Source organism: Thermodesulfobium sp., assembly GCF_053498235.1.
The window spans coordinates 25,257-50,960 of sequence record NZ_JBRCUV010000032.1; the positions used below are offsets into that span (position 1 = coordinate 25,257).

The 25,704-nt window shown below is 34.0% G+C and carries 24 protein-coding genes and 1 tRNA gene; 18 read left to right on the plus strand and 7 right to left on the minus strand.

Features of this window, described 5'->3' with window-relative positions; genetic code table 11:
- The first annotated feature begins 1 nt into the window (after position 1).
- Positions 2-2,101, plus strand: coding sequence for a transglycosylase domain-containing protein (locus ACWIUX_RS04190; protein WP_448589470.1), 2,100 nt, complete (start codon positions 2-4; stop codon positions 2,099-2,101).
- Here the strand turns inward: ACWIUX_RS04190 and hypB are convergent.
- Genes hypB through argS form a run of 5 tightly spaced genes read right to left on the minus strand, consistent with a single transcriptional unit; the run spans position 2,079 to position 6,686 of the window.
- Positions 2,079-2,756, minus strand: a complete 678-nt coding sequence (gene hypB / locus ACWIUX_RS04195) for a hydrogenase nickel incorporation protein HypB (RefSeq protein ID WP_448589471.1) — start codon at positions 2,754-2,756, stop codon at positions 2,079-2,081. The two genes, ACWIUX_RS04190 and hypB, sit on opposite strands and share 23 nt — an antisense overlap.
- Before the next feature lie 42 nt (positions 2,757-2,798).
- Complete coding sequence (hypA, locus tag ACWIUX_RS04200) at positions 2,799-3,140, minus strand: hydrogenase maturation nickel metallochaperone HypA (protein ID WP_448589472.1); 342 nt, start codon at positions 3,138-3,140, stop codon at positions 2,799-2,801.
- A complete protein-coding gene (locus ACWIUX_RS04205) occupies positions 3,141-4,184 on the minus strand; it encodes a M48 family metallopeptidase (protein ID WP_448589473.1) in 1,044 nt (347 codons plus the stop codon).
- A gap of 46 nt (positions 4,185-4,230) precedes the next feature.
- Positions 4,231-5,061 (minus strand): hypothetical protein, encoded by an 831-nt coding sequence (locus ACWIUX_RS04210; protein ID WP_448589474.1) that lies wholly within the window; start codon positions 5,059-5,061, stop codon positions 4,231-4,233.
- Entirely contained in the window at positions 5,058-6,686 is a 1,629-nt protein-coding gene (gene argS / locus ACWIUX_RS04215; RefSeq protein WP_448589475.1) for an arginine--tRNA ligase, read from the minus strand. The genes ACWIUX_RS04210 and argS overlap by 4 nt, the downstream gene beginning before the upstream one ends.
- A 114-nt stretch (positions 6,687-6,800) precedes the next feature.
- Here argS and pyrR point away from each other — a divergent pair, with 114 nt between their 5' ends.
- From pyrR to speE, 16 genes are all read left to right on the plus strand, one after another.
- The gene (pyrR, locus tag ACWIUX_RS04220) at positions 6,801-7,325 is read left to right on the plus strand and encodes a bifunctional pyr operon transcriptional regulator/uracil phosphoribosyltransferase PyrR (RefSeq protein WP_448589476.1); all 525 of its coding nucleotides are present in this window, start codon (positions 6,801-6,803) and stop codon (positions 7,323-7,325) included.
- The gene (locus ACWIUX_RS04225) at positions 7,322-8,254 is read left to right on the plus strand and encodes an aspartate carbamoyltransferase catalytic subunit (RefSeq protein WP_448589477.1); all 933 of its coding nucleotides are present in this window, start codon (positions 7,322-7,324) and stop codon (positions 8,252-8,254) included. Before pyrR ends, ACWIUX_RS04225 begins: the two co-directional genes overlap by 4 nt.
- A 30-nt stretch (positions 8,255-8,284) precedes the next feature.
- Positions 8,285-9,613 (plus strand): dihydroorotase, encoded by a 1,329-nt coding sequence (locus tag ACWIUX_RS04230; RefSeq protein WP_448589478.1) that lies wholly within the window; start codon positions 8,285-8,287, stop codon positions 9,611-9,613.
- 48 nt (positions 9,614-9,661) lie between these two features.
- Positions 9,662-10,780, plus strand: coding sequence for a glutamine-hydrolyzing carbamoyl-phosphate synthase small subunit (gene carA, locus ACWIUX_RS04235; RefSeq protein ID WP_448589494.1), 1,119 nt, complete (start codon positions 9,662-9,664; stop codon positions 10,778-10,780).
- Between the two features lie 58 nt (positions 10,781-10,838).
- Complete coding sequence (gene carB / locus ACWIUX_RS04240) at positions 10,839-14,069, plus strand: carbamoyl-phosphate synthase large subunit (protein ID WP_448589479.1); 3,231 nt, start codon at positions 10,839-10,841, stop codon at positions 14,067-14,069.
- Positions 14,070-14,159: 90 nt separating this feature from the next.
- Positions 14,160-14,234, plus strand: a tRNA-Met gene (locus tag ACWIUX_RS04245).
- Between the two features lie 7 nt (positions 14,235-14,241).
- The gene (gene tilS / locus ACWIUX_RS04250) at positions 14,242-15,540 is read left to right on the plus strand and encodes a tRNA lysidine(34) synthetase TilS (protein WP_448589480.1); all 1,299 of its coding nucleotides are present in this window, start codon (positions 14,242-14,244) and stop codon (positions 15,538-15,540) included.
- Positions 15,537-16,217 carry a DUF554 domain-containing protein gene (locus tag ACWIUX_RS04255; protein ID WP_448589481.1) on the plus strand — a complete coding sequence of 227 codons (681 nt, stop codon included), beginning with the start codon at positions 15,537-15,539 and terminating at the stop codon, positions 16,215-16,217. Before tilS ends, ACWIUX_RS04255 begins: the two co-directional genes overlap by 4 nt.
- Positions 16,214-16,744: a hypoxanthine phosphoribosyltransferase gene (gene hpt, locus ACWIUX_RS04260; RefSeq protein WP_448589482.1), complete on the plus strand. Its 531-nt coding sequence runs from the start codon at positions 16,214-16,216 to the stop codon at positions 16,742-16,744. The genes ACWIUX_RS04255 and hpt overlap by 4 nt, the downstream gene beginning before the upstream one ends.
- A 64-nt stretch (positions 16,745-16,808) precedes the next feature.
- Positions 16,809-18,695, plus strand: coding sequence for an ATP-dependent zinc metalloprotease FtsH (gene ftsH, locus ACWIUX_RS04265; RefSeq protein WP_448589483.1), 1,887 nt, complete (start codon positions 16,809-16,811; stop codon positions 18,693-18,695).
- 57 nt (positions 18,696-18,752) lie between these two features.
- Positions 18,753-19,535, plus strand: coding sequence for a septal ring lytic transglycosylase RlpA family protein (locus ACWIUX_RS04270; protein WP_448589484.1), 783 nt, complete (start codon positions 18,753-18,755; stop codon positions 19,533-19,535).
- Positions 19,536-19,558: 23 nt separating this feature from the next.
- Positions 19,559-20,221: a serine O-acetyltransferase gene (gene cysE / locus ACWIUX_RS04275; RefSeq protein WP_448589485.1), complete on the plus strand. Its 663-nt coding sequence runs from the start codon at positions 19,559-19,561 to the stop codon at positions 20,219-20,221.
- Positions 20,222-20,223: 2 nt separating this feature from the next.
- Positions 20,224-21,693 carry a cysteine--tRNA ligase gene (gene cysS, locus ACWIUX_RS04280; protein ID WP_448589486.1) on the plus strand — a complete coding sequence of 490 codons (1,470 nt, stop codon included), beginning with the start codon at positions 20,224-20,226 and terminating at the stop codon, positions 21,691-21,693.
- Positions 21,690-22,424: a TrmH family RNA methyltransferase gene (locus ACWIUX_RS04285; protein WP_448589487.1), complete on the plus strand. Its 735-nt coding sequence runs from the start codon at positions 21,690-21,692 to the stop codon at positions 22,422-22,424. The genes cysS and ACWIUX_RS04285 overlap by 4 nt, the downstream gene beginning before the upstream one ends.
- Before the next feature lie 37 nt (positions 22,425-22,461).
- The gene (locus tag ACWIUX_RS04290) at positions 22,462-22,926 is read left to right on the plus strand and encodes a pyruvoyl-dependent arginine decarboxylase (protein ID WP_448589488.1); all 465 of its coding nucleotides are present in this window, start codon (positions 22,462-22,464) and stop codon (positions 22,924-22,926) included.
- Positions 22,917-23,774, plus strand: a complete 858-nt coding sequence (speE, locus tag ACWIUX_RS04295) for a polyamine aminopropyltransferase (protein ID WP_448589489.1) — start codon at positions 22,917-22,919, stop codon at positions 23,772-23,774. Before ACWIUX_RS04290 ends, speE begins: the two co-directional genes overlap by 10 nt.
- On the opposite strand, the gene ACWIUX_RS04300 is transcribed toward speE, so the two are convergent.
- Complete coding sequence (locus tag ACWIUX_RS04300) at positions 23,771-23,965, minus strand: CooT family nickel-binding protein (RefSeq protein WP_448589490.1); 195 nt, start codon at positions 23,963-23,965, stop codon at positions 23,771-23,773. The genes speE and ACWIUX_RS04300 overlap by 4 nt on opposite strands.
- Position 23,966: 1 nt before the next feature.
- Positions 23,967-24,410 carry a DUF3842 family protein gene (locus tag ACWIUX_RS04305; RefSeq protein WP_448589491.1) on the minus strand — a complete coding sequence of 148 codons (444 nt, stop codon included), beginning with the start codon at positions 24,408-24,410 and terminating at the stop codon, positions 23,967-23,969.
- Between the two features lie 170 nt (positions 24,411-24,580).
- Between ACWIUX_RS04305 and ACWIUX_RS04310 the strand changes: the two genes are divergently transcribed.
- Positions 24,581-25,501 carry a radical SAM protein gene (locus ACWIUX_RS04310; RefSeq protein ID WP_448589492.1) on the plus strand — a complete coding sequence of 307 codons (921 nt, stop codon included), beginning with the start codon at positions 24,581-24,583 and terminating at the stop codon, positions 25,499-25,501.
- Positions 25,502-25,704: the final 203 nt, after the last annotated feature.

The window sequence follows — 25,704 nt, forward strand, 5'->3', positions numbered from 1 at the left end:
TATGCTTAATAAAGTTAAGAGATTTGCAATTTTTATAGGGATTTTTCTTACCCTTTTTATTGTAGGTCTTTTAGCTGGTGTTACGATTTACTCCTTTATTAAGGTTCCAAATGTTGAGAGTCTTGAAAACTATGCTCCACCTGAAGCCACACAAATATTCGATAGAAATGGAAAATTGATAACTACTCTGTATGATTCTGAAAACAGAATAGTGGTGCCGCTGAAAGATATCCCAAAAAGTTTGCAAGATGCAGTTATAGCAATTGAAGATTCAAGATTTTATTCTGAGATTGGTTTTGATCCGATAGGAATTATAAGAGCTTTTATTACAGATGTTGTTCATGGAAGGGAAGTTGAAGGAGGAAGTACTCTAACTCAACAGCTGGTTAAGAATATTTACCTTACTCCACAACAAACTATAATGAGAAAATTAGTAGAACTGGTTCTTGCAATAAGGGTAGATCTGACTTTAAGTAAGCCTAAAATTCTTGAGCTTTACCTTAACGAGATATACTTAGGCCATGGAACGAATGGTGTTGAAGCAGCCTCAAAATATTATTTCAACAAAGACGTGAAAGATCTGAATTTAGCAGAATCTGCAATGCTTGCGGGTTTGATAAGCGCACCTGAATATTACTCTCCTGTAAGAAATTTTGAATTAGCCAAAGAGCGTCAGAAAATTGTCCTAAATAGAATGGTTGATGTCGGCTTTATTACTAAGGCTCAAGCTGAAGAGGCATACAAACAACCAATTAAAATTGCACACTCAAACTCCAAATGGGGAGGTATAGCCCCATACTTTGTTGATCATGTTTTGCAGGAAATGGCTAAGAAATACGGTTACAATGAAGTTTATACGGGTGGTTTAAAGATTTATACAACTCTTGACTATAAAATGCAAGAAGAAGCCGACAATTTGGTAAAGGAATATGTGAACAAATATAAATATCTACACGTTTCAGAAGGTGCTCTTGTCGCTATTGATCCTCAAAATGGAGAAATAAGAGCTTATGTTGGAGGAGTTAGTTACGAGAAAAGTCAATTTGATAGAGTAATTATGGCTGAAAGACAGCCAGGTTCTGCATTTAAACCCTTTGTTTATTTAACTGCCTTAGAAGAGGGAATGACTCCTGATACCATGTTGTCTGATACACCTGTTACCTATCCAACTCCTGAAGGTCCTTGGAGTCCCCAGAATTATGATCGAACTTTTATGGGTAATATTCCTATGTGGGAGGCTCTAATGCTTTCTAGAAATGTTCCAAGCGTAAAACTACTTGCAAAAGTAGGAGTGGAAAATGCAATAAAAACTGCAAGAAAAGCTGGCATAAAGAGCCCTTTGAGCCCGAATTTAGCTCTTGTTTTAGGCGCAAGTGATGTGAATTTACTTGAACTTACTTCTGCCTATGGAGTTTTTGCAAATAGGGGCATTAGGGTAGAGCCTATTTTTGTGACTAAAGTTTTAGATAGGAATGGGAAAGTTTTAGAAGAAAACAAACCTATACCTCAAAGGGTGTTTGATGAAAAATATATAGCTGTGCTTGATAATATGCTTGCCAACGTAATATTACATGGTACTGGTATGGCAGCGAATATCGGTAGGCCCGCTGCAGGGAAAACAGGTACTACTGATGACTTTAGAAACGCATGGTTTATAGGTTTTACTCCAAATTTGGTTTGTGGAGTATGGGTAGGGAATGATGATAATTCTCCAATGTACGGTGTGGTAGGTGGCTCTATTCCTGCAGAAATTTGGGCATCATTTATGAAAAGTGCACTTGCAGGTACACCTGTTGCCTATTTTCCAAAAAGCTCTGAGCCTATTGGATCTCCAGGTAACAGTGAAGTAAGCGTTTGGGTTTGTGGTGATTCAGACAAGCTAGCAACGGATAAGTGTCCAAACCCCATATTAAAATCCTTTCCAAAAGACAAGGTTCCTACAGAATACGATAATAGATATCCTGGTGGTCCATATGTTCCTAAAGAGAAAAAACCTAAAGAAAACCCTACTGAAGGAACTCAAGGCTCAACTGAGAAAAACAAGCCTGTAAATCTTCCTAAACACGAGAACAATGCAATCATTGTCCTTCCCCAAAGATAGAAAGGTATTTTTGAATTAACCATTCAACAAATTTATAATATGAGTCTTTTTCCTTTTTTGAGACAAGAAAAATAGGAGATGTGTTGTTTAATTTTCTGATTTCTGAAATGAAATCTTCTTTACTAAGATCGAGGAAAGGCAAGAGATCTACCTTTGTTAAGAGAACACAGGAAGATTCTTTGAAAAGTAATGGATATTTTTCTGGTTTATCCTCGCCTTCTGTAACGCTTAATATTGCTACCTTTTCATGTTCTCCTAAATAAAATTCTGCTGGACAAACAAGATTGCCTACATTTTCAATGAACAGGATCTTTTCGTTTTCCACATGAAGTTGTTCGAAGGCCTTTCTTATCATTTTTGATTCAAGGTGACAAATGCCATGTGTATTAATTTGTACGCACTTTATATTTTTTTTATTAATTCTTTCTGCGTCTCTTGTAGTAGCAATATCTCCCTCTATAACTAAAGAAGGATAGCCAAAATCATTTAACATTGGGGCAACATTTTCTAAAAGCGTTGTTTTACCTGAACCAGGAGAACTTATAAGATTTATAACTAATAATCTTTTTGATTCAAAAATCTTTTTATTAGTTTCTGCTTCTTTAACATTTTTTGAAAGAATTGGAATATTTAAGTTTATATCCTTAGTTTCCATAATTATCCCTTTCTATTGATTTTTTGTAATTTTGTAAAAAAACTATTCTGCAATAATTTTGTTAATTAACATCTCTCTACCAGATTCAATTATTGTTTCAAAAGAGTGACAATTTGGACATTCCATTACCATTTTATTACTTTCAAACACCTTTCCACAGTTGAGACAATGTAATTTTAAGTTTACTTTATTAATCTTTAAAGTAGCATTTTCCAACATAGTTTCGTATTTCATGATATCAAAAGCTGAAGCTAAAAGGTCGGTTTCAATCATTGCACCCGCTCCTACAGTTATTTCTACTTCAAGAATTTTCTTTGCATTGTTTTGTTTGGCCTGTTCGGTTGTTATATCGATAATTTCTTGCACAATGCTTGCTTCATGCATTTAATTAAAAGCCTCCCAAAGTGAATTTTTCCAAACTATTTTTTTTAATCTCGAACATAAATCCTCAAGAATTTTCCTGTTTTCATCAGTATTTTTTGCACAAATAACTGATATATTTTTGATATCAATTATAACATTTTTATTGTCATCAACTACTCTTATATCATAGATACTTGGTTCTTTGTCAAAAGCGAGGTTTAAATTTTTAATTACTGATGTCAAATCAATGAAAGGGTTTGGAAAGATTGTAGGGTAATCTTGTAAATTAAACCAGAGATCCTTTTCAATATAAACGTTAGGTCCATTATTGGTTACTCTAAAGTAATCAGCCGCAATTCTTCTGTTGATTACAACTCCATATTTTTTTAAATCTGCGATAATATAATGAATTCTTTCTTCTGTTTCTGGGTGATTTTGATAAATTCCCCAATTTATATCTTGATAACTCCTTTCTCTTGCATTAAGTCTTTCCATTGTTGTGAGTAAACCAACTGGATTGTAACCGCAAGCCATTGCGCACTTAATTGCAAACTCATCTGCCTGCTTCTCTAAGCCAATAGAATATTGATTCATCATTGCCATCGACAGTAGGCTTGCAGATTCTGACGCTGCGGCGTTTCCTCTTGACGCTATTATTACTGCAAGCGCAACAAGGGCGTATTTCTTTTGAAGTTCCATTTGCTTTCTGTGATGATCTAATACTACATGACCGGTTTCGTGTGATAATATACACGCTAGCTCATCATCGGTTCTTACAAAGTTTAACATGCCTGTTGTAACAAAGATAAAACCGCCTGGCAAGGCAAAAGCATTAACGTCATTGCTATAATATGCCTTTATCGTTAATTTTAAGTCTTTAACTCCTGAGAAATCTCTGGCATATTTTTGCAGTCGCTCACCAATTTTGTTTAATCTTTCCTGAACTGCTGGATCTTTTACAATTTTATAGTATGATTCAATTTCTTTTGCAATCTTTTCGCCTTCTTTATAGTCTGCATCGTAGTTAACTATAGTTTGAGAACTTGCACTGCACTTAATGTTCAAAAGAGTATAACATACTGAAATAAGAATAAAAAATATTAATTTTTTTTTATACATTTTCGTTTTCGTCGTTATTTTGCTTTTTTTCTGGCCTTAATAAAGCCCCACAATAACAACAAAATGTATCATTTTCGTCAAAAAGTGTTCTATGACAAAAAGGACATTTTGCCTCTGGTTTTTTGGGAAATCTTTTAACAGCTATAATAATAATAAAGAAAGATATGACTATCAATAGAATACCAGCAATTGTAAGTATGATGGGTAAAAAATCAGAAAAGTTATTAGCTTTTTGAGTTTTATTAGTGTTTTCCTGATTAGGAGTTATCGTTTCAGTTGGAGTTTTATTCTCTTCTTTGTCTTTTTCTAGGACAATATTTTTAACGTAAATAGGTCTACCTTCATGACTTATTAAAAGTTTATAAGTACCTTGAATTTCTATCTTTACTGGAATTACAATATTGGTTTCATCTACTATTTCGGTAACTGGCCTCCTCTGACCGTTATCACTAACAACTGAATACTTTCTTGCGAAGAAAACTATGTCAGTTGCATACATAGATCTGCCATCAGGAGAATAAAAATCAAGTCTGTAAATTAATTTTGGACCTGTTACAGGAGGTTTGTTTCCAAGTTTAAGCCATGATTCAAGAACAGGCCCATAATCGGGTGTATTTTGAACAATTTCTTTAATTAAATTTGTATCAGCTTTTACATGAACATAAATTGAACTTATTGAACTGTAATTGCCATCTAGCATTTCGTTTCCTGTGATGGAAAGATTGACTTGAAGCTGATCGCTTGCACGCGCTTTAATGTTACTAAATAAGCTAAAAAATAGGCAAAATGTTAATATTGTTATTAAAAGAAACTTTGATTTCACATTTTCTCCAATGGTATGATATTTAAATACGATAACCCCTTTGATAGAATTTCGTGTATTCTTAAGATTAGAAATAACCTCGACCATTGGATTGTCTTATCTTGGTTGATAATTCTGTTTTTTTGATAATAAATATGGAATAGTCTTGAAAGATCCAACATATAATTCACGAGGTAGTAAGGTTCGTAATCTCTAACAGCCTTTTCTCTGAAAAAATCAAAGTTATCAATTTTTTTAATAATCTCATATTCTTCCTGTGTTTTGATATATTTCGAATATTCATCTAGATTGTTTGGTATCTCTTCAGCAATGTTCCTTTTTATGCTTGAAATTCTTGCACATGCATATTGTATATAGTATAGCGGGTTGTCCATTGTGACTTCCTTTGCTTTTTCTATGTGAAAGTCTATTGTGCTGTTTAGCGATCTTGATGTTAAATAGAATCTGAGAACGTCAGGCCCCACTTCTTCCAAAAGTTCTTTTAAAGTTACCATATTACCAGTTCTCTTTGACATTCTTATAAGATTTTTATTTTTATAAAGATTTACTAGTTGACCTAAAAGTATGATAAGCCTTTCTTCTGGCAAACCCAAAGCCTTTAGTGCACTCTTGAGTCTTGCTATATAACCGTGGTGATCTGTTCCCCATATGTTTATGTAGATGTCAAAATTTCTTTTAAATTTTTCATAATGATATGCTATATCTGCCGCAAAATAGGTAGGAAGTCCATTTTCTCTAATCAATACTCTATCTTCTGTATCGAAATAGTTGGAGGTTTTAAGCCAAAGTGCACCGTCTTTTTTATATGTCTGATTTTTTGATACTAAAAGTTCAATTATTTTACTTATTTTGTTTTCCTGATGTAAATTACTTTCGAAAAAAAATGAATCAAATAGAACACCAAAATTCTTTAATGTTTCTTTTTGTTCTGTAAGAGCTATATTTAGGGCTTCTTCTCTTATGAGTTCAAAGTGTTGATTTTTATCTTCCTTAGCAAGGAAAGGATATTTATTGAGGATTTTCTTTGCAATTTCTATAACGTATTCACCCTGATAACCATTTTCGGGAAAGGCATAATCTTCCTTTAGGATTTCTTTCATTCTTGCTATTATTGATAGGGTAAAGAGTTCCATTTGATTTCCATAATTGTTTACGTAAAATTCAGTTTGTACATCAAAACCATAATCCTTTAAAATTCTTGATAAGGAATCTCCAAAGGCAGCCCATCTGCCGTGTCCTATATGTAGAGGCCCAGTGGGATTTGCTGAGACGTATTCTATAAGGATTTTCTTGGATTCGGAGCCGTTTAAGTAGGACTTAATAGAAAAGTTTTTTAAAATATCTTGTAGAGCGTCTTCCTTGAGGGTGATGTTAATAAAACCAGGATTTGCAACCTGGACAGAAAAGCTATCTTTATTGTTAAAATTTTGAGCCAATTTGTCAGCAATTTTTAGGGGGCTTTCTTTTAGATGTTTTGCAAGCTTCATTGAACTTAGGATGGTATAATCACCGTATTGAGGGTTTGAGATTTGTATTTCTACAAAAGATGCTGGATCTTTAATTTCTGGATAAAGATTAATGATGTGTTTTAGCGTTTCTGTTTTTAAGTAATTATAAAAAGACAAGTAAAACCTCCTCTTTAAGAGTTAGAGTTTCAATAATCAATTATACAATAAGACTAAATAATTCACAGTTTGTAAAAAATGTAGTAACATATTCATAGTTAACAGGGAGGTATTATGCTCAAGGCAAAGATCTTAGATGAGCAGGAAATTAATAAGATACTTCATCGTTTAGTTTATGAAATTTATGAGAATCACAAAGATTTTGAGAAACTTTTATTGGTAGGCTTGTGGACAAGGGGGGTTTTTTTAAGTAGGCGCGTTGCAAATATCTTTTTAAATGATAAAGGAATCAAACTTGAAACAGCAGAGTTAGATATTACTCCTTATAGGGATGATTTATATATCAACAAAAAAATTCCTTTAAAAACTACAAATATGAATTCAACTCAAGACCGTTCAATTATACTTGTTGATGATGTGCTTTTTACGGGAAGGACTATTAGAGGTGCTATAGAAGCTATTTTTGATTTTGGTAGGCCTAAAAAAATAGAATTATTAGTTCTTATTGATAGAGGACATCGTGAACTTCCAATTAATGCAAACTATTTAGGTAAATATGTCCCTACCTCTTTAAAAGAGGATGTAAGAGTCAAACTTAAAGAGATTGATAATGTAGATGAGGTGATTATTGTAGAGTGATTTCCCACCTACTTAGCACGAAATTTTTAGATTTAGATGAAGTATTAGAAATATTTGATAATGCAAAAAAATTTTTGGAGGTTTTAAGTAGACCTACAAAGAAGATACCGATTTTAAAAGGCAGGCTTATTTTAACCCTCTTCTTTGAGCCAAGCACCAGGACAAGGACTTCTTTTGAAATTGCTGGGAAGACACTTGGAGCTGATGTTATAAATTTGTCTGTGTCTCAGAGTTCTACTAAAAAGGGTGAAACAATTAAAGATACCTGTTTAACGCTTAATGCTATGAAACCAGATTGTATTGTAATAAGACATCACATATCAAAAATGCCTGAATACATTACTAATTTTACATCCGCAAAAGTAATTAATGCTGGAGATGGTTCAAACGAACATCCTTCTCAGGCTTTGCTTGATGCCTTTACTTTAATGCAGCATTTTGGTGATCTTAAGGATAAAAGGATTTTGATTTTAGGAGATGTGTTAAATAGTAGAGTTGCTAGATCAAACATATGGCTTTTAAAGAAATTTGGGGCTAGGGTTTCGCTTTGCGGTCCATCTACCCTTGTGCGAGAAGAGTTTGAAAAAGAATGGGATGTAGATGTGTATTGGGATGTAGATAGGGCTATCAAGGATGCAGATGCAATTATTGTCTTAAGAATTCAACTTGAGAGGGCTGCAAGCGCCTGGATTCCAAATACTAGGGAGTATTCCATTTTTTATGGATTAAATCGCGAAAGATTGTCTAAAAATAACAATGTGATAATAATGCACCCTGGACCTATGAATAGGGGTCTTGAGATATCATCTGAAATTGCAGATGGTAAAAATTCTCTTATTAGAAATCAAGTAACAAACGGCGTAGCAATAAGGATGTCTATTTTTTATCACTTATTAGCGCATAAAGATAATATAACATTGCCAACTTAAATAAAATAAAAAGGGCGAGGTATTTATTTAATGGATAAAGTAATGGATAAATTAGATAAAGTGTTGTTTAAAAATATTTTGGTTTTTTTTTCTGATCTAAGCTCAAAAAGAATTAGTTTTTATATTGATCAATCTGGTACAGTAAACTATATAGATTCATATGATGAATCTGACTATGTAGAGGTTGTTGAGGGCGAAGAATTTGTTGTAATGCCGTTACTAACTGATGTACATACTCATATGAGAGTTCCAGGTCAAGAAGAAAGGGAAGATATTGTTTCTGGATCTAAAGCTGCTGCGCGAGGCGGATTCGGACAGATTTTTACGATGCCGAATACCAATCCGGTAGTTGATAATGCATATCTTGTAAATTATTTAGTGAATAATATCAGTAAAAATTCACTTATTAAAATCTATCCTGTTGGTGCCGTTTCAAAAAGTCAGTTAGGTGAGGAATTGTCTCCTTTGCTTGAAATGAAAAAGGAGGGGGCAATAGCATTTTCTGATGATGGAAAACCAATTACAACAAAGATTCTCAGAAGGGCTCTGATTTATGCGAAGGCCTTTGATGGGATTATAATAGACCATCCAGAAGACCTTGTGTTGAGTGACAATGGGATAATACATGAGGGGAAAATCTCGAGAGCTTATGGCATTGCTTCAATTCCTTACACCTCCGAGGAGATCTCAGTGGCTAGGGATATTGCATTAGCTAGAGAAACTAGGTCAAGGTTGCATCTAGCTCATTTGTCTACTAGATATTCCCTAAAATACATTGAAATAGCTAAAGAAGAAGGCTTAAACGTTTCTTCTGAAGTTACTGTAAATCATCTCGTTTTCAATTGTGAAAATATACCTATCTTTGATACTAGGTTTAAGGTAAAACCTCCATTTAGAGATGTTGAAGATATGGAGAGGCTCTTTGACGCTCTGAAAGAGGGGTTGATAGATATGGTTTGCACGGATCATGCACCTCATACTCTTGAAGAGAAAGAATTAGATTATAGTCAAGCGCCCTTTGGAACTCCTGGGCTTGAAACCGCCTTTGCTGTTTTATATACAAATTTTGTCATGAATAATAAGTGCAATTTAGAGGATGTAATTAAGTGGATGGTTGTCAATCCCTCTAAGATCTTTTCTCTGCCTATTTTGGAACTAAAAGATAAATCTAAAGCGAATTTTTTTATTTTCAAAAAGAATAAGGAATTTTTGGTAGAATCTAAAATGTTTTATTCCAAGTGCAAGCTTTCACCGTTTCTTAGCAAAACATTATTTGGCTTTCCTCTAGCTACCTTTTATAATGGAAAATTAGTTTATAAAGATAAGAGTTTTATAAAAAGCATTAAATGTAAGTTTTAAAGTTTAATTTTTAATGATAGAAAATCAAAGAAAGGACGTGTTTATTTGATAAATTTTAAAAAAGCTGTGCTTTTGCTTGAAGATAAAAGCTTCTTTTTGGGAAGGTCTTTTGGAGCTGAAGGAGAGGTTATGGGTGAAGTTGTTTTTAATACGTGTATGAGCGGATATCAAGAAATACTTACTGATCCTTCCTATTTTGGTCAGATCGTAACAATGACATATCCTTTGATTGGAAACTATGGGGTGAATGATGAAGACGTAGAAAGTGCTATGCCATTTGCAAAGGGTTTTATCGTAAGAGAATATAAGGATAGAAGTTCAAATTGGAGGTCACAAGAAACGCTAGATTCTTATTTAAAAAGGAATAATATAGTGGGCATTGATAATATAGATACCAGATTGCTTACGAGAAAATTAAGAACAAGGGGGGCTCTTAACGGCATTATATCTACTTTAGATCTGAATCCTGAATCACTTTATGAGAAGCTAAAAGTTTTTCCTTCTATGGAAGGACTAGATCTCGTAAAGGATGTTACGCCAAAAGAAAGGTATACCTGGAATCGAACTGACAAATGGATCAGCGAGAGATTTAAGAGTGAAGGAGATTTTAATGTTGCGGTTATAGATTATGGAATTAAATGGAATATACTTAAAATATTAACTGCTTTAGGGTGTAAGTTAACGGTATTTTCTGCGTTTAGCAGTCCAGAGGAAATCTTATCAATAAAACCAGATGGCATCTTTTTATCGAATGGTCCTGGAGATCCTGCTGCTGTAAGTTATGCAATTAATACTATTAAAGAGTTATTTGGGAAAGTGCCAATTTTTGGAATTTGTCTAGGCCACCAGTTGATGGCACTGGCTTCGGGTGCAAAAACATTTAAGTTAAAATTTGGACATCACGGTGGAAATCATCCGGTAAAAAGACTCGATACTGATGAAGTTGAGATTACTTCACAAAATCACGGATTTGCTGTTGATTATGAATCAATTGATAAATCAAATTGGGAAGTTACTCATATTAACCTAAATGATAAAACTGTTGAAGGTATCAGACATAAAAGGCTGCCGATGTTCTCTGTTCAATATCATCCTGAAGCAAGTCCAGGACCTCACGATTCTGGATATTTGTTTAAGCAGTTTTGTGAAATGATGAAAAATAGTTAGAAGTTATATAGGGAATTTTTTGATTCTATATCTAAATATTTTAAGGATGTGATAAATTTTGCCAAAGAGAACCGACATAAAAAAAATTTTAATAATTGGTTCTGGACCTATAATAATTGGCCAAGCGTGTGAGTTTGATTATTCAGGAACTCAGGCAATTAAAGCTTTGAAGCGTGAAGGTTATGAGGTGGTTTTGGTAAACTCTAATCCTGCTACTATTATGACAGATCCTGAAATGGCTGACCACACTTATATTGAACCGATAACCCCTCAAGTTGTAACAAAAGTTATTAGAAAAGAAAGACCAGATGCAATTTTACCAACTTTAGGTGGACAAACTGCCTTAAATGTTGCTGTAAATCTGGCTGAAAATGGAATTCTGGAAAAATATAACGTTGAAATGTTAGGTGTAAACCCAGAAGCCATAAAAAAAGGCGAAGATAGACTCCTGTTTAGGGAAACAATGAAAGAAATTGGTATAGATCTTCCCAAAAGTGGTATTGCTCACAGTTTAAACGAGGCAGAAAAGATCGCATTTGAGCTTGGGTTTCCTCTTATTATAAGGCCTTCCTTCACTTTAGGCGGAACAGGAGGAGGTATTGCGTATAATTTTGACGATTTAAGATATCATGTGTCTAATGGTCTTGATTTAAGCATGATACATCAGGTGCTGATTGAGGAATCCGTGCTTAATTGGAAAGAATTTGAATTAGAAGTGATGAGAGATAAAAAGGATAACGTTGTAATAATCTGTTCTATTGAAAATTTTGATCCAATGGGTATTCATACAGGAGATAGCATTACGGTTGCTCCCATCCAAACTTTGACAGATAAAGAATATCAAATTTTAAGAGATATGGCTATTAGAGTTATAAGGAAAATCGGAGTAGATACAGGGGGATCTAATATTCAGTTTGCAATGAATCCTAAGGATGGGCGTATTGTAATTATTGAAATGAACCCTAGAGTTTCTCGAAGTTCTGCACTTGCTTCAAAGGCTACTGGTTTTCCAATTGCGAAAATTGCTGCACTCCTAGCTGTGGGATATACGCTTGACGAAATTACAAATGATATTACCAAGAAAACTCCTGCATCTTTTGAACCTACACTTGATTATGTTGTAGTTAAAATACCTAGATGGGATTTTGAAAAGTTTCTTGGGACGCCAAGAGTATTGGATACTCAGATGAAATCTGTAGGAGAAGCAATGGCTATAGGTAGAAATTTTAAGGAAGCCTTCCAGAAAGCTATCCGATCTCTTGAAAATGGCAGAATGGGATTTGGCTTTGATGGTAAGGATGCTGATTTAAGAGGCTTAACAAAGGAAGATTTGATAGGTGAACTTAAAAATCCCAAAGATAATAGAATTTTTGTTATTCATAGATTGTTAGAGATTGGTATGAGTACGGACAAATTAAACGAGTTGACTGGTATAGACAAGTGGTTTTTGAAAGAACTTGAAGAGATTGTTTTGACTGGGAAAGAATTGAAAGGTAGAAATTTGTACTCCATAACTAAAGAAGAAATGTTTTGTTTAAAGAAAGATGGCTTCTCTGATTTTCAAATAGGGTTTCTTACCGGTTCAAGCGAACAAGAGGTAACTAAATATAGAAAAAAACTCGAAGTATTTCCTGTATATAAGACTGTTGATACGTGCTCGGCCGAGTTTGAGTCTTTTACTCCATATCACTATTCTACTTACGATCAAGAGAATGAGTTAACACCGGTTAAAGATAAAGAATCAGTAGTTATCTTGGGGGCGGGTCCTAATAGAATTGGACAGGGTATTGAATTTGATTATTGTTGTGTTCACGCAGTTGATTCTGTTAAACAAATGGGTAAGGCAGCTATCATGGTTAACTGTAATCCTGAAACTGTTTCTACAGATTACGATACCTCTGATCAACTTTTGTTTGAACCGCTAACCTTTGAGGATGTAGTAAATATTATTGAAAAGGTTGACCCACTTGGCACTCTAATACAATTTGGCGGTCAAACTCCTTTAAAACTTGCTAAAGCTTTTGAAAAATTTTGTATTCCAATTTTGGGAACCTCTCCAGAAGCAATAGATATGGCAGAAGATAGAGAGCGATTTGATCTATTTTTAGAGGGTTTAAGGATATTTAGACCAGCAGCAGGTATAGCTAAATCTCCAGATGAGGCATTAAGGGTTGCAAAGGGGCTTGGGTATCCAGTTTTAGTAAGACCCTCATATGTTCTAGGTGGAAGGGCTATGGAGATAGTTTACGATGATGAAGATTTAATGGAATACATAAAAAAGGCAGTGGAGGTTTCTGAGGCTAAGCCAGTTCTTATTGACAGATTTTTGGAAGATGCAATAGAAATTGACGTTGATGCGCTTTGTGATGGAGAAGAGGTCTTTATAGGCGGTATTATGGAACATATTGAAGAGGCAGGGATTCATTCTGGTGACTCAGCCTGTGTTTTGCCATCATTTAGTTTAACGAAGGAAGAAATAGATAATCTATCTATAATTACCAGAGAGATCGCTTTGAAATTGGGCGTAAAGGGATTAATTAATATTCAGTATGCTATTAAAGATAAAATATACGTTCTTGAAGTGAATCCTAGAGCCTCTAGAACAGTTCCTTTTGTAAGTAAAGCTATTGGTGTTCCTTTAGCAAAGTTTGCAACACAAATATCACTTGGAAGGAAAATAAAAGATTTTAAAATTCGTGAAAGGTTAGACTTGCCTTATGTGGCTGTGAAAGAAGCAGTGCTGCCTTTTGGAAGATTTTCGGGCGTTGACACTGTTTTAGGACCAGAGATGAAATCTACGGGAGAAGTAATGGGTATAGATTTTGAATTCGGCAAGGCATACGCAAAGTCCCAATTGGCAGCAGGAGTTGACTTGCCATTAAGGGGGAATGTTTTCGTTAGCGTTTCAAACAAGCATAAGAGAAATATAGTTTTTATTGTAAAGAGTCTCGTGAATATGGGCTTTAATATATTTGCTACTCAGGGTACTGCTAAAGTTTTAAAATATAACGGCATAAAGGTTACCGAAGTAAAAAAGGCTAGTGAGGACGGTTTTACAATACTTGATATGATTAAAGATAATCAAATTCAACTTATTATTAATACTCCTTCTGGAAAGGGAGCAAGAAAGGATGATTATAAGATAAGAAGAATGGCTCTTTTGCACCATATACCTACTATTACAACTATTGCAGGAGCAGCTGCTACGGTTAATGCTATTGAAGCTCTAAAGAATTCTGAAATAGAAGTTAAATCTATTCAAGATTTTTATAAAATTCTTAATAATTAGAGTTAGGATAAAGTTTTTATGTTTGAATTACTTTCTAGATTTTTCTTGACTTTATTAAAATATTTTTTTAAAATAAGTTTGCTCTTATGTGGCGGCGTAGCTCAGAGGCAGAGCAAGCGGTTCATACCCGCTGTGTCAGTGGTTCAAATCCACTCGCCGCTACCATTTTTTTATGTGCATAGAAGCTGAAATAACCAACATCATTAGACATATAAATAGCATTTTAAACAACCCTAACCTTGTTATTTTAAATCCCTGCATAGCTATTTCTGGCGGAGCTGACTCTGTTTTTCTTGCCTTTGTGCTTTCAAAGACTGACTTCAAAAATAAATTTACATTACTTCATTTTGATCACGGTTGGAGAAAAAAGGACCTAATTTATGAAAGAAACCTAATAACTACTTATGCTGAGAGATATAAATTTAGAGTAATTTTTGGTTCATCTACAGATCCTGAAAGGTTGAGCGAGGAAGAAGCCAGGAAAAGAAGGTTTATCTTTTTTTATAACGTTATTAATAAGTTAACTTCAAATACTTTGTTTACCGGACACAATTTAAATGATAGGTTTGAAACCTTTCTTTGGAATATTTGTCGTGGAACGGGAATCAAGGGCATGTTGTCCCCAAAGGAAATAAGACGATTTAAAGGTATAAATATTATTAGTCCTTTAATCCATTTGAAAAGAGATAAGATAAGATCTTTGTGTGAATTTTTAAGGTTGGAATACATATCTGACGTTTATAATGAGGATATTAATTATAAGAGGGTGTTTATCAGAAAAGAAATAACTCCTAAGATAGAGAGTGTTTGGCAAAATTCTTTAACGCACTTTGATTCTTTTATAAGATTGGTAGAGGATGAGGATTGTTATCTTGAGAAAGTTACTGATGAGATTTACAAAGATGTTGTTTTCTCTATGCCCTGGGCAAAAATCGTCTTTATTAAAAAATTATTGAAATTTGATATCGCTTTAATTAGAAGAGTAATTATAAAGTTCTTATTTTCTTTGGATATAGCTTATAATTTCAACGAAGTTGATTCAATATGTAAATATTTAGAGGGAGAAGAAAAAGTTTCTTTGCCTTCGTTTAAAAATTTTGGAGTATATAAAAACAAAAATATTTTTGTACTCTATGATTCTTCTTTTGTAAAAGGCTACAATTTAAGCAATATACCTGAAAATCTAGGAATAAAGGTTTATAATCCCCTAGATAAGGGAATTTTTTTAGAGTTAAGGTTTTTTAGAAATTCAGATTATCTTGTTTTAAACGGAAAGAAGGTTTATCTTCATAAATTTTTTAACAAAGGTGAGAAATTTTATTATAAGTTTGTTCCAATGATTTTTTATAAAAATATTCTTAAATGGGCTCCAAATGAATATTTTGATGAAGCCTTTTTTAAAGCTTTTGATATTAAAATTAATTTTGATAAATTTTTAGAAAAATTTAAACTATTTCTGGAGGTAAAATGACAGGAACATTGATTAATGCCCTTTCTGTGATTGTCGGTAGTAGTATAGGCTTATTTATGGGATCTCGTTTAACAGAAAGGTATAGAAAAATAGTAATTAACGCTATTAGCTTAGTAACCCTTTTGATTGGTTTAAAGCTGTCTTTGGAGGTTAAAAGTATTTTTTGGGTTCTACTTTCGTTGATTTTGGGTGGATTGATAGGAGAACTTATCTCACTTGATGGGATTGTTGAGAAATTAGGAGATTACGTAAATAAAAGAGTTCAGAAGGGAGATATAGTAAATGCATTTATGAGTGCTAGCTTGTTATTTTGTGTTGGCCCTATGAGTATTTTAGGGTCTTTCCAAGACGGATTAAAGGGTGATTATTCTATCCTCTTGCTAAAATCAGCTCTTGATGGCGTATCTAGTTTATTTCTGGCATCTTCTTTGGGAATTGGAGTTTTCTTTTCTTTTATAACAATCCTACTATATCAAGGTTCATTGACTCTTTTTGCAAGAGTGCTTTCTCCGGTATTTGACAATGCTTACATTGCAAGTAATTTTTACGCGACTGGTGGAATTATGTTAATTGGCATTGGCTTTAACTTGCTAGGGTTGACTAGAATTAAAACAATTAATTATATCTTTGCCCTAATTTTAGTGGTTATCTTTTCAAAAGTTGGAGGAATATTGTGAAAGAACACGAGCTTAAAATTTTAGTCAGCAGAGAAGAGATTGCAAGAACTATAGATTCATTGGCGAGAAAGATCGATGCTGATTATTATGGGAAAAAAATTTTATTAGTTGGGGTATTAAAAGGTGCCGCCTTTTTCCTTGTTGATCTTGCAAGATCAATATCTTTGCCATTGGAAATAGATTTTGTAGAGGTATCAAGTTATGGGAATAAAACAAGTAGTTCTGGGAAAATTAAGTTGATTAAGGACATTAAAAGGGAACTAACTGATTATCACGTTTTGATCGTAGAAGATATTTTAGATTCAGGGCTTACCTTACAGTATCTTATTGATTTTTTTAAGCAAAAAAATCCTCTAAGCGTTAAGTCGGTTGTGTTGTTCTATAAGATAAAAGACAATAATACTACAAGACCTGCTGTAGATTATTTCGGACTAAAAATTCCTGATTATTTTGTTGTTGGTTATGGATTAGACTATGCTGAAAAATATCGTAATTTGAAAGATTTGTATATGGTTTCTTTTGTTTGACACGTGTGTATAAAAAAAGATACAATATTTAACTAACATTTCTTAAAAAAGGGGATATGAGTTTTTGAAAATAACTAAGAGTGTAACTTTTTATCTTATAATTTTATTAATTGTAGTAGTATTAACAGTGGTTTTAAGTAGTGGAAAGAAAGTTAGCAATCAAGAACTTTCTTACACAGAGTTTATGGATAAAGTTAAGCAGGAAGAGGTTAGAAGAGTAAATATTTCCTCTTCTCAAAATGTGATTAACGGTAAACTAAAAGATGGGACTTCGTTTACAGTATATTACCCACAGAACGATCCTTCGCTAATCAAAACTTTAACGGAAAAAAAGGTAGATATTAGGGTTGAGCCGCCTAGTGATAGTGGATGGTGGGTATCAATACTTACACAACTATTTCCTATTTTGATATTGATTGGTTTTTGGCTTTTCATGTTGAAACAGGCTCAGGGTGGAGCAAGTCAGGCTATGTCCTTTGGAAAATCAAGGGCAAAACTTTTCCATCAAGAAAAGACCAAAACGACTTTTAAAGACGTTGCAGGAGCAGATGAGGCAAAACAAGAACTTGAAGAAATAATTGATTTTCTAAAAAATCCAGCGCCTTTCAGAGCAATGGGAGCAAAAATTCCTAGAGGCGTTTTATTGGTTGGTCCTCCAGGATGTGGCAAGACTTTGCTTGCTAGGGCAGTAGCAGGAGAAGCAAAAGTCCCCTTTTTTAGCATATCGGGTTCAGATTTTGTAGAGATGTTCGTAGGTGTTGGAGCATCGCGTGTTAGGGACCTATTTGAACAGGCAAAAAATCAATCGCCTTGTATTATATTTATTGATGAAATTGATGCTGTAGGAAGGCAGAGAGGTACTGGACTTGGTGGAGGTCATGATGAAAGAGAACAAACTCTAAACCAATTACTCGTAGAGATGGATGGTTTTGAGGTAGATGAAACAATTATAGTAATGGCTGCTACAAATAGACCTGATGTCTTAGATCCTGCGCTTTTGAGACCAGGAAGATTCGATAGGCACGTTACAGTTGATAGACCAGATCTTTTAGGCAGAAAGCAAATATTAGAAGTTCACCTAGCAGGAAAGCCAATAGAGGAAGAAGTTAAGGTAGATGTGATCGCAAAGAGAACGCCTGGTTTTGCAGGAGCAGATCTTGCTAATTTAGTGAACGAGGCTGCTTTGCTTGCCGCCCGAAAGGGCAAGAAAACTATATCGATGGCTGAATTTGAGGATGCTATTGATCGAATTGTGGCTGGTATAGAGAAAAGGAGCAGAGTTATTTCTGAAAAGGATAAGAAAATAATAGCATTTCATGAAGCAGGACACGCGCTAGTAGCGCACAATTTGCCGGGTACGGATCCAATTCATAAAATTTCTATTATACCTAGAGGTATGGCTTTAGGCTATACACTACAGCTTCCTGGAGAAGATAGATATCTTGTCAGTAAAACCGAGTTGATGAATAACATATGCGTCCTTTTGGGAGGAAGGGCTGCAGAGGATATAGTTTTTAAGGAAGTGACAACGGGCGCTCAAAACGATCTTCAAAGGGCTACAGAACTAGCTAGGAAGATGGTTATGGAATATGGTATGAGCGAACACCTTGGGCCAAGAACTTGGGGTAGAAGAAGCGAGAATGTTTTTATGGGCAGAGACCTTTTTGAAACTAAAAATTATAGTGAAAATATGGCTAATGAAATTGATCTTGAAGTTCAAAGAATTGTTGAAAGTTGTTATGAAAATGCAAAAAGTATATTATTAAATGTCTATGACACTTTAAATAAAATTGCTATGAAGCTCATCGAAAATGAAACGTTACAAGGAGATAGTCTTTTGGACTACTTAAACGGCAAATTTGAAGATGAAGAAAGTAACGGTGAGTCCAAAGCTAAGGAAAGCATATCAAGCGACGTTAATGCTAGCGGTAATATAAAGGAAGTAAATTAGTATTTCAAAATCAAAAATTCGAAAGAGGGCGAAAATTTAGCTAGAGGAGGCGGTTTCATGAGATTAAAGGTATTATATCTGATTTTAATGTTGATATTTTTTAATCTTTTCTTTTTAGTTTGCTGTAACAACTGCGAAGCTTCGGAATCGAAAACTATTGGGATTGTAAGGGAAAATCTAGTTTTTCCCGAAAAAGTTCAGATTTTTGTAAACAATCATGAATTTCTGACGTTAAGTTCGTTCGATGAAGAGAGTTTTAATAGAATTAAAAAGGAAGCAGATGAAGTTTCTAACGCTATAAATCAATATTTTGGATCAAAAGATGCGAATTATGACCCATCTAATATTAGGTTTGTAACTGAGGGCAAATACTTTTGTTGCTATAGTGGAGATGATTTGCTGTTTAAAATAAATAGAAGCCAGGCTTTTTTACAAGGTTTATCCGATAGTGATATCACAAATATGTGGCTTTCAAATCTTCAAAAATCGTTAGGGTATAACCCAGAAGATAACAAAGGGATCATGTTTGACCACAAATATTATTCCAAAGAATTTATTCAAGAGGGTATAGCGTCATGGTATGGCAGTAATCTTGCAGGCAGATATATGTCTAATGGTGAAATATTCGATCCTTCAAATTTAACTGCTGCTCATAGGTGGCTCCCACTTGGATCTGTTGTACTTGTAACTAATGAAAACAACGGCAAAAGTGTAATAGTTACTATAACAGATAGGATGGGGGATAGAAATAGGGTGATAGATCTATCAGAAGGTGCAGCTGAAAGACTTGGTATGATTAGTTCGGGTCTTGCTCCGGTAAGAATTGATTTACTTAAATAATAAAGAAATGATATTTAAAGAAATTGTTTGAGACTTTAAGAGAAGATATAAATACAGTATTTGAAAGAGATCCAGCTGCAAAGAATATTTTTGAAGTATTATTTTGCTATCCAGGTCTTCATGCTATATGGCTTCACAGGTTTTCACATTTTTTATGGAAGAAACGAATTCCATTCATTCCCCGCTTAATTTCTCAGATATCGCGAACCCTTACAGGTATTGAAATACATCCAGGTGCTGTTATAGGTAGGAGATTTTTTATTGATCACGGTATGGGTGTGGTAATAGGCGAAACTACCGAAATAGGCGATGATGTAACCTTGTATCAATATGTAACTTTAGGAGGGACAGGTAAGGAAAAAGGAAAAAGACACCCTACAATTGGTAATAATGTTGTAATAGGTGCAGGTGCAATAGTGCTTGGCCCCATAACTATTGGAGATAACGTAAGAATTGGAGCTGGAGCCGTGGTAATAAAGGCTGTTCCTGAGAATTCTACGGTAGTAGGAAATCCTGGCAGAATAGTTGTGAGAAATGGCATTAAGACAAAGTTGTCCCAATTAGACCATAACATGTTGCCAGATCCTTTAAAGGATTATTTAATTAAGCAGGATCAAAAGATATTGGAGTTGGAAAATGAGATTTTAAAGCTTAAAAAAATTATTGATTTGGAGGTAAAGTCTTAAATTTGTCGGACAATAAAATTTATCTTTACAATACCTTAACTAAAAGAAAAGAAGAGTTTGTTCCTATTCAAGATGGAAAAATTAAGATGTATGTTTGTGGAGTAACTGTTTATGACTATTGTCATCTGGGTCACGGGAGATCTTATGTTGTTTGGGATGTGTGGAAAAGATTCTTTTTAAGTCAGGGATATGAAGTTTTTCACATTCAAAACTTTACAGATATTGATGACAAAATAATAAAAAGGGCAAAAGAAGAAGGGGCTGATTGGAAAGAACTTACTAGTAGATTTATAGATGCCTACTTTGAGGACATGGATAAATTAAACGTTTTAAGAGCCACACTGTATCCCAAGGCTACCGAATATATTGATGAAATGATTAATATTATTCTTGTTTTAATGGAAAAGGGTTATGCTTATAAAGCTGGCGATGATATTGTTTTTTCAATAAAAAAATTTAAAGATTATGGAAAGTTATCTGGCAAAACAATAGATGATCTGATTGAAAATTATAGGGTTGATTCCTCGCCTTATAAAGAAAACCCCTTAGATTTTGTTTTGTGGAAAGCATCAAAACCCAATGAACCTTTTTGGGACAGTCCATTTGGCAAAGGTAGACCTGGCTGGCACATAGAATGCTCTGCTATGTCATTGAAACACTTCGGTTCTCCTTTTGACATTCACGCTGGTGGACAAGATTTAATATTTCCTCATCATGAGAACGAGATAGCTCAATCGGAGGGTTATACGGGTAAAAAGTTTGTAAATTATTGGTTGCACAACGGTTTTGTTACCATATCAGGCGAGAAGATGTCAAAGTCTTTAGGAAATTTTAAAACTTTAAGGGATATTTATCAACAATACGATCCGATGGTTTTAAGACTTTTTATATTAAGCAGCCATTATAGAAGTCCTGTTGTTTTTTCTCCAGAAAATTTAGCCTCTGCAAATGAGGCTTGGGATAAGATTAAGAATGTTATTGATGTTTGCTCTTCTTTTGGTTTTATAAGAAGAAAAAAAGGTGTGGTTCCGAATAATTTTGTTGCTGCTTTATGTGATGACCTGAATACCCCCTTAGCTCTTTCCTGTCTTTTTGAAAAGATTAGATATACTAATTCGGTTGTTTCAGAATATGAGAAATCCCCTACATTTGAGTTGGAAGGAATTATTTCTGATAATATCAGCGAGATTTTGTCTATGATTGAGATATTGGGCTTACAATACAATCCAGTGGTGTTGTTCTATTCAAGGGAAGAGTTGTCTAAAGAATTTGAGATTTTAAGCTCTTATAAAGAGAATTTTAAACTATTTGAAGAGGTCAATGACGAAAACATTTTTAAGTTATTAAGCCTAAGAGAATTTTTTAAAAAGAAGAAGTTATATGAAGATGCTGATAAAATAAGAGAATTTTTTAATAAAAGTGGCTTCTTATTAGAGGACCTACCAAGAGGTATAAGAGTAAAGAAGAGATGAAAAGAGAATTTTTATTTGGGGTTCATCCTGTTGTTAGCGCTATTGAAGCAGGGGTAGAATTTAACGAGCTATTGATAGCGAAAAATAAGAGGGTTAAGGCTATAGAAGATTTTTTACAAAAAAACGAGGACAAGAAATCCCTTGTTATTTACAAGAACCTTTCAGAGATAGAAAAGCTTTTCCCGAATTCTCAGGGAATTGTAATGTTTGTAAAGAAATTCAAATATTCTGATGAGGAAGAAACTGTTCTTAATGCAATAAAGTACAAAAAGGTTCTTTTGGCGTTTTCTGGGATTATGGACGTTCGTAATATTGGTGCAGTTGCGAGGACTTCTTTGGCCTCAGGCATAGTAGGTGGTATAATTTTGCCAAAACATCGATCTCTTGATATTACCCCTGCTGCAATCAAGGCTTCTACAGGCTCTCTGTTAAATATACCAGTTGTAAGGGTTACTAATTTAAGATATTTTGCAAAAGAGCTGCAAAAAAAGGGAGTTAACGTTATTGGTGTAGAAAAGAGAGGATCGGTAAGATATGATGTTTTTAAATATCAACTTCCTATTTGTTGTGTATTTGGTTCTGAGTCAAAATCCCTTTCTGATGTATTTTTGCGCGATTTAGATCAAAGCGTGTATATTCCCATGCCAAACAATTTCAACTCTTTAAATTTATCTGTAGCTTCTGGTATTCTATTGTATGAAATACTTAGACAAAAGAATTTTGAGATATAATATTGTTTTTGGTAATTTATTTTAAGGAGGATTTTTAATGTTACCAATACCAACTAAATACTTTATTTCTTTTGGAAACTGTAATGCTGAACATGCTCTTAATGCATTTGATGGTGCCTTGCTTAGCGCAGGTGTAGGAAATACTAATCTTTTAAGAGTTAGTAGTATTTTGCCCCCATCCGCTGTTGAGGTTAAAAATTTAGTTCTACCATATGGAGCTCTAGTTCCTATTGCTTATGCGAGCAAAATAAGTACGAATAAGGGAGAGAGAATTGCTGCTGCAGCTGGCATTGGAATTCCAGAAGATCCAAAGTTGCCCGGCTTGATTATGGAATATAGTTGCTGTGGTAGTAAAGAAGAGGCTGAAAAAACAGTTTTAGAGATGGTGGAAGAAGGTTTTGCAATGAGAGGCTTTAAACTCTTAGAAAAAAAGGCGGTCGCTACTGATATTGTAGTTGAAAAAGCGGCATGTGCCTTTGCGTGTGTGGTTTTATGGTATTAGAAGAGAATAATTTACCAATTTTTCAATTTAGAGAGGAGCACCTTCCAGGATCAGGAATATATTTTGACGTATTAGATATACTTTTTAGTGCGCATTCAAAATATCAAAAGATTGAAGTGCTTCAAACAATAAGCTATGGCAAAATACTCCTTGTAGACGAGAAAGTAATGCTTACTGAAAGAGATGAGTTTGTTTATCACGAGATGCTTACTCACGTTCCGCTAAGTTTGTCAGATAAGATAAAGGAGATTTTAATAATCGGTGGAGGAGATGGAGGTTCTGCAAGGGAATGCTTGAAACACAAAAATGTTAGGCGTGTAAAGCAGGTTGAGATTGATGAGATGGTTGTAGAAGTGAGTAAGAAATTTTTCCCTACCTTATCAAGCAGTTTCAGTGATCCGAGATTTGAACTTTGCATCTGCGATGGTATAAATTTTGTTAGGCAAACTTCTGAAAAGTTTGATCTAGTTATTGTTGATTCTACCGACCCAATAGGACCTGCAGTTGGACTGTTTGAAACTGATTTTTTTAAAGATGTAAAACGAATTCTTAATAGTGATGGTATCTTAGTGTTTCAACTGGAGTCTCCATGGTGCCATCTGGATTTTATAAAGGAAATTAGTAAAAAGATTAAAGAGATATTTCCGATTTTTAAAAACTACCTAGCATTTATTCCAACTTATCCTTCAGGCATGTGGAGCTTTGGTTTTGCTTCTATTTCAATAGATCCTTTAATGGAACTTTCTGACAAAGCCTGTATTGAGGGTTTAAGATATTACACGCCCGAAATTCACAAAGCTTCCTTTGCTCTGCCTAAATTTTTTAAAAATTCTTTATCAGATGTCTAAATTTTCTGGAAGATTATTTTATGTTGTAAAAGGTTGATTTCAACCAATTTGGCGTGTATTTCCTTTTGTTCGCCGAAAATATTTACTAAAAACCATAAATTGTTCTCTTCTGGTTTTAAGAGAGCAACATCTCTTAAAATAAGGGTTTCTGTGTTTTCCTGGTTTTTATAAAAAGCGCTCGCTTCACACATTTCAATTCATCCTTTCAATGTAATTTTTTAAACGCATCACTGCGTCTTCAACCTGATGGGGGAGGGGTTCTTGCTGAGTGAGGGCAATATCAATATTTGATTGATTAATTGGTAGAAGGATCTTTATGGCTTTTGATTTTGCAATAGCTTCTGACATTTTTGGTGTAAATTCTCCCATCATAGAATCTGCAACTAAAATGCTAATTGAACCAAGAATATAATCTGCTTCCAAAACGTTTTTTTCTATGGCATTTTCACCTGATGCGCCCTTGTTTGCTTTTGCTTTAAGCATGTTAACTGTGGCAAACGCATTTGTTCCAAGTGCAATTATTTCTATTCTTTCGATAATTTCTGATAGAATTTCTCTAATTTTTAGTACTATTTGTTGTCCTATTCCTCCGCCTTGTCCATCAACTATAGCTATTTTAATGATTTTCTCGTCCATTTGCCCTCCTAATTTGCTTTTACTATTATATCAAATTTTGTTTTCAGTAAAAATAAGGCTGTTTCTTAGGGAAAATTTAAGCTTGTAAAGTTTAGTGTTTCCTTTTTATATTTTAAAAGTAATTTGGTCTATACTATACTAGATATATATTAAAAAAGCAGGAGGTTCTTATGCAATTTTTATTTGGGCCTGTGCCCTCAAGAAGACTAGGATTGAGCCTCGGGATAAATATAATTCCTCACAAAGTTTGTAATTTTAATTGTGTCTATTGTGAAGTGGGAAGGACAACGAATCTTATAAATGATAGAAGATCCTTTTACGATCCAGTTGAGATTGAAAGAGACTTTAGAGAAAATTATAAGAAAATGGGGAAATTTAATTTTATAACCTTTTCTGGTAGCGGAGAGCCTACTTTAAATAAGGATATTGGTAGGCTTATTAGATATGTTAAGAGCTTTAACCTTGCTAAGATTGCCGTTCTTACCAATGGAAGTCTTTTAAATTTAAATGATGTGCAACAAGATTTGATGGATGCTGATGTGGTAATACCAAGTCTTGATGCTGCAAATCAAGAGGCTTTTAGGAAGATTAATAGACCTCATGGCAGTCTAAAGATTGATGAAATCATAAATGGAATAAAGGAATTTAGAGACAAGTTTAAAGGGGAAGTGTGGCTTGAAGTCTTGTTTGTAAAGGACCTTAACGATAGCGAGAAGGATATTAGCGACCTGAAAAGGGCAGTTAAGTTTATAAACCCTCACAGATTTCAAATTGGCACAATAGACAGGCCGCCTGCTGAGGAAATGGCTAGAAAATTAACGAACTTTGAATTAATGCACGTTTACTCTGAGTTAAAGGATTTAAATGCTGAGTTGATAAAACCCTTTGCAGATAAGAATATGGATTTTCATGAATTTTTAGAACTTTCTATTGCTAAAATGGTAAGCATCAGACCTTGTTCTAAAGAAGAGCTGATGGACGTGTTTGGTGCAAACGATGAAGATATATCTAGAATATTAAATAAACTGTCTGAGGAGGGTAAAATTAGCCAAAAGGTATATGAGGGAAAAAACTTTATTATTAAGAAATGATTGTGCACTGCTTTGTAAAATCAAAAATTAGAATATCTGGAGGTCTATATGTCAGATTTAAAAGACGTTTTATTTAGAAAGAAAAGGAATGCATGGTTTGTGTCAAGTAAGGAAGAAATATTTAGGTTTGCAGATTTATATAAAGAATTTTTAAGAAACTGTAAGACCGAAAGGGAAGTAGTAAAGTTTGTAAAAGAATATTT

Bases quoted from the DNA above. Each gene is read 5' to 3' on its own strand.
- ACWIUX_RS04190 (WP_448589470.1), top strand. From the start codon at position 2: ATGCTTAATAAAGTTAAGAGATTTGCAATTTTTATAGGGATTTTTCTT.
- hypB (WP_448589471.1), bottom strand. From the start codon at position 2,756: ATGGAAACTAAGGATATAAACTTAAATATTCCAATTCTTTCAAAAAAT.
- hypA (WP_448589472.1), bottom strand. From the start codon at position 3,140: ATGCATGAAGCAAGCATTGTGCAAGAAATTATCGATATAACAACCGAA.
- pyrR (WP_448589476.1), top strand. From the start codon at position 6,801: ATGCTCAAGGCAAAGATCTTAGATGAGCAGGAAATTAATAAGATACTT.
- ACWIUX_RS04230 (WP_448589478.1), top strand. From the start codon at position 8,285: ATGGATAAAGTAATGGATAAATTAGATAAAGTGTTGTTTAAAAATATT.
- tilS (WP_448589480.1), top strand. From the start codon at position 14,242: ATGTGCATAGAAGCTGAAATAACCAACATCATTAGACATATAAATAGC.
- ACWIUX_RS04255 (WP_448589481.1), top strand. From the start codon at position 15,537: ATGACAGGAACATTGATTAATGCCCTTTCTGTGATTGTCGGTAGTAGT.
- ACWIUX_RS04270 (WP_448589484.1), top strand. From the start codon at position 18,753: ATGAGATTAAAGGTATTATATCTGATTTTAATGTTGATATTTTTTAAT.
- ACWIUX_RS04285 (WP_448589487.1), top strand. From the start codon at position 21,690: ATGAAAAGAGAATTTTTATTTGGGGTTCATCCTGTTGTTAGCGCTATT.
- ACWIUX_RS04290 (WP_448589488.1), top strand. From the start codon at position 22,462: ATGTTACCAATACCAACTAAATACTTTATTTCTTTTGGAAACTGTAAT.
- speE (WP_448589489.1), top strand. From the start codon at position 22,917: ATGGTATTAGAAGAGAATAATTTACCAATTTTTCAATTTAGAGAGGAG.
- ACWIUX_RS04300 (WP_448589490.1), bottom strand. From the start codon at position 23,965: ATGTGTGAAGCGAGCGCTTTTTATAAAAACCAGGAAAACACAGAAACC.
- ACWIUX_RS04305 (WP_448589491.1), bottom strand. From the start codon at position 24,410: ATGGACGAGAAAATCATTAAAATAGCTATAGTTGATGGACAAGGCGGA.
- ACWIUX_RS04310 (WP_448589492.1), top strand. From the start codon at position 24,581: ATGCAATTTTTATTTGGGCCTGTGCCCTCAAGAAGACTAGGATTGAGC.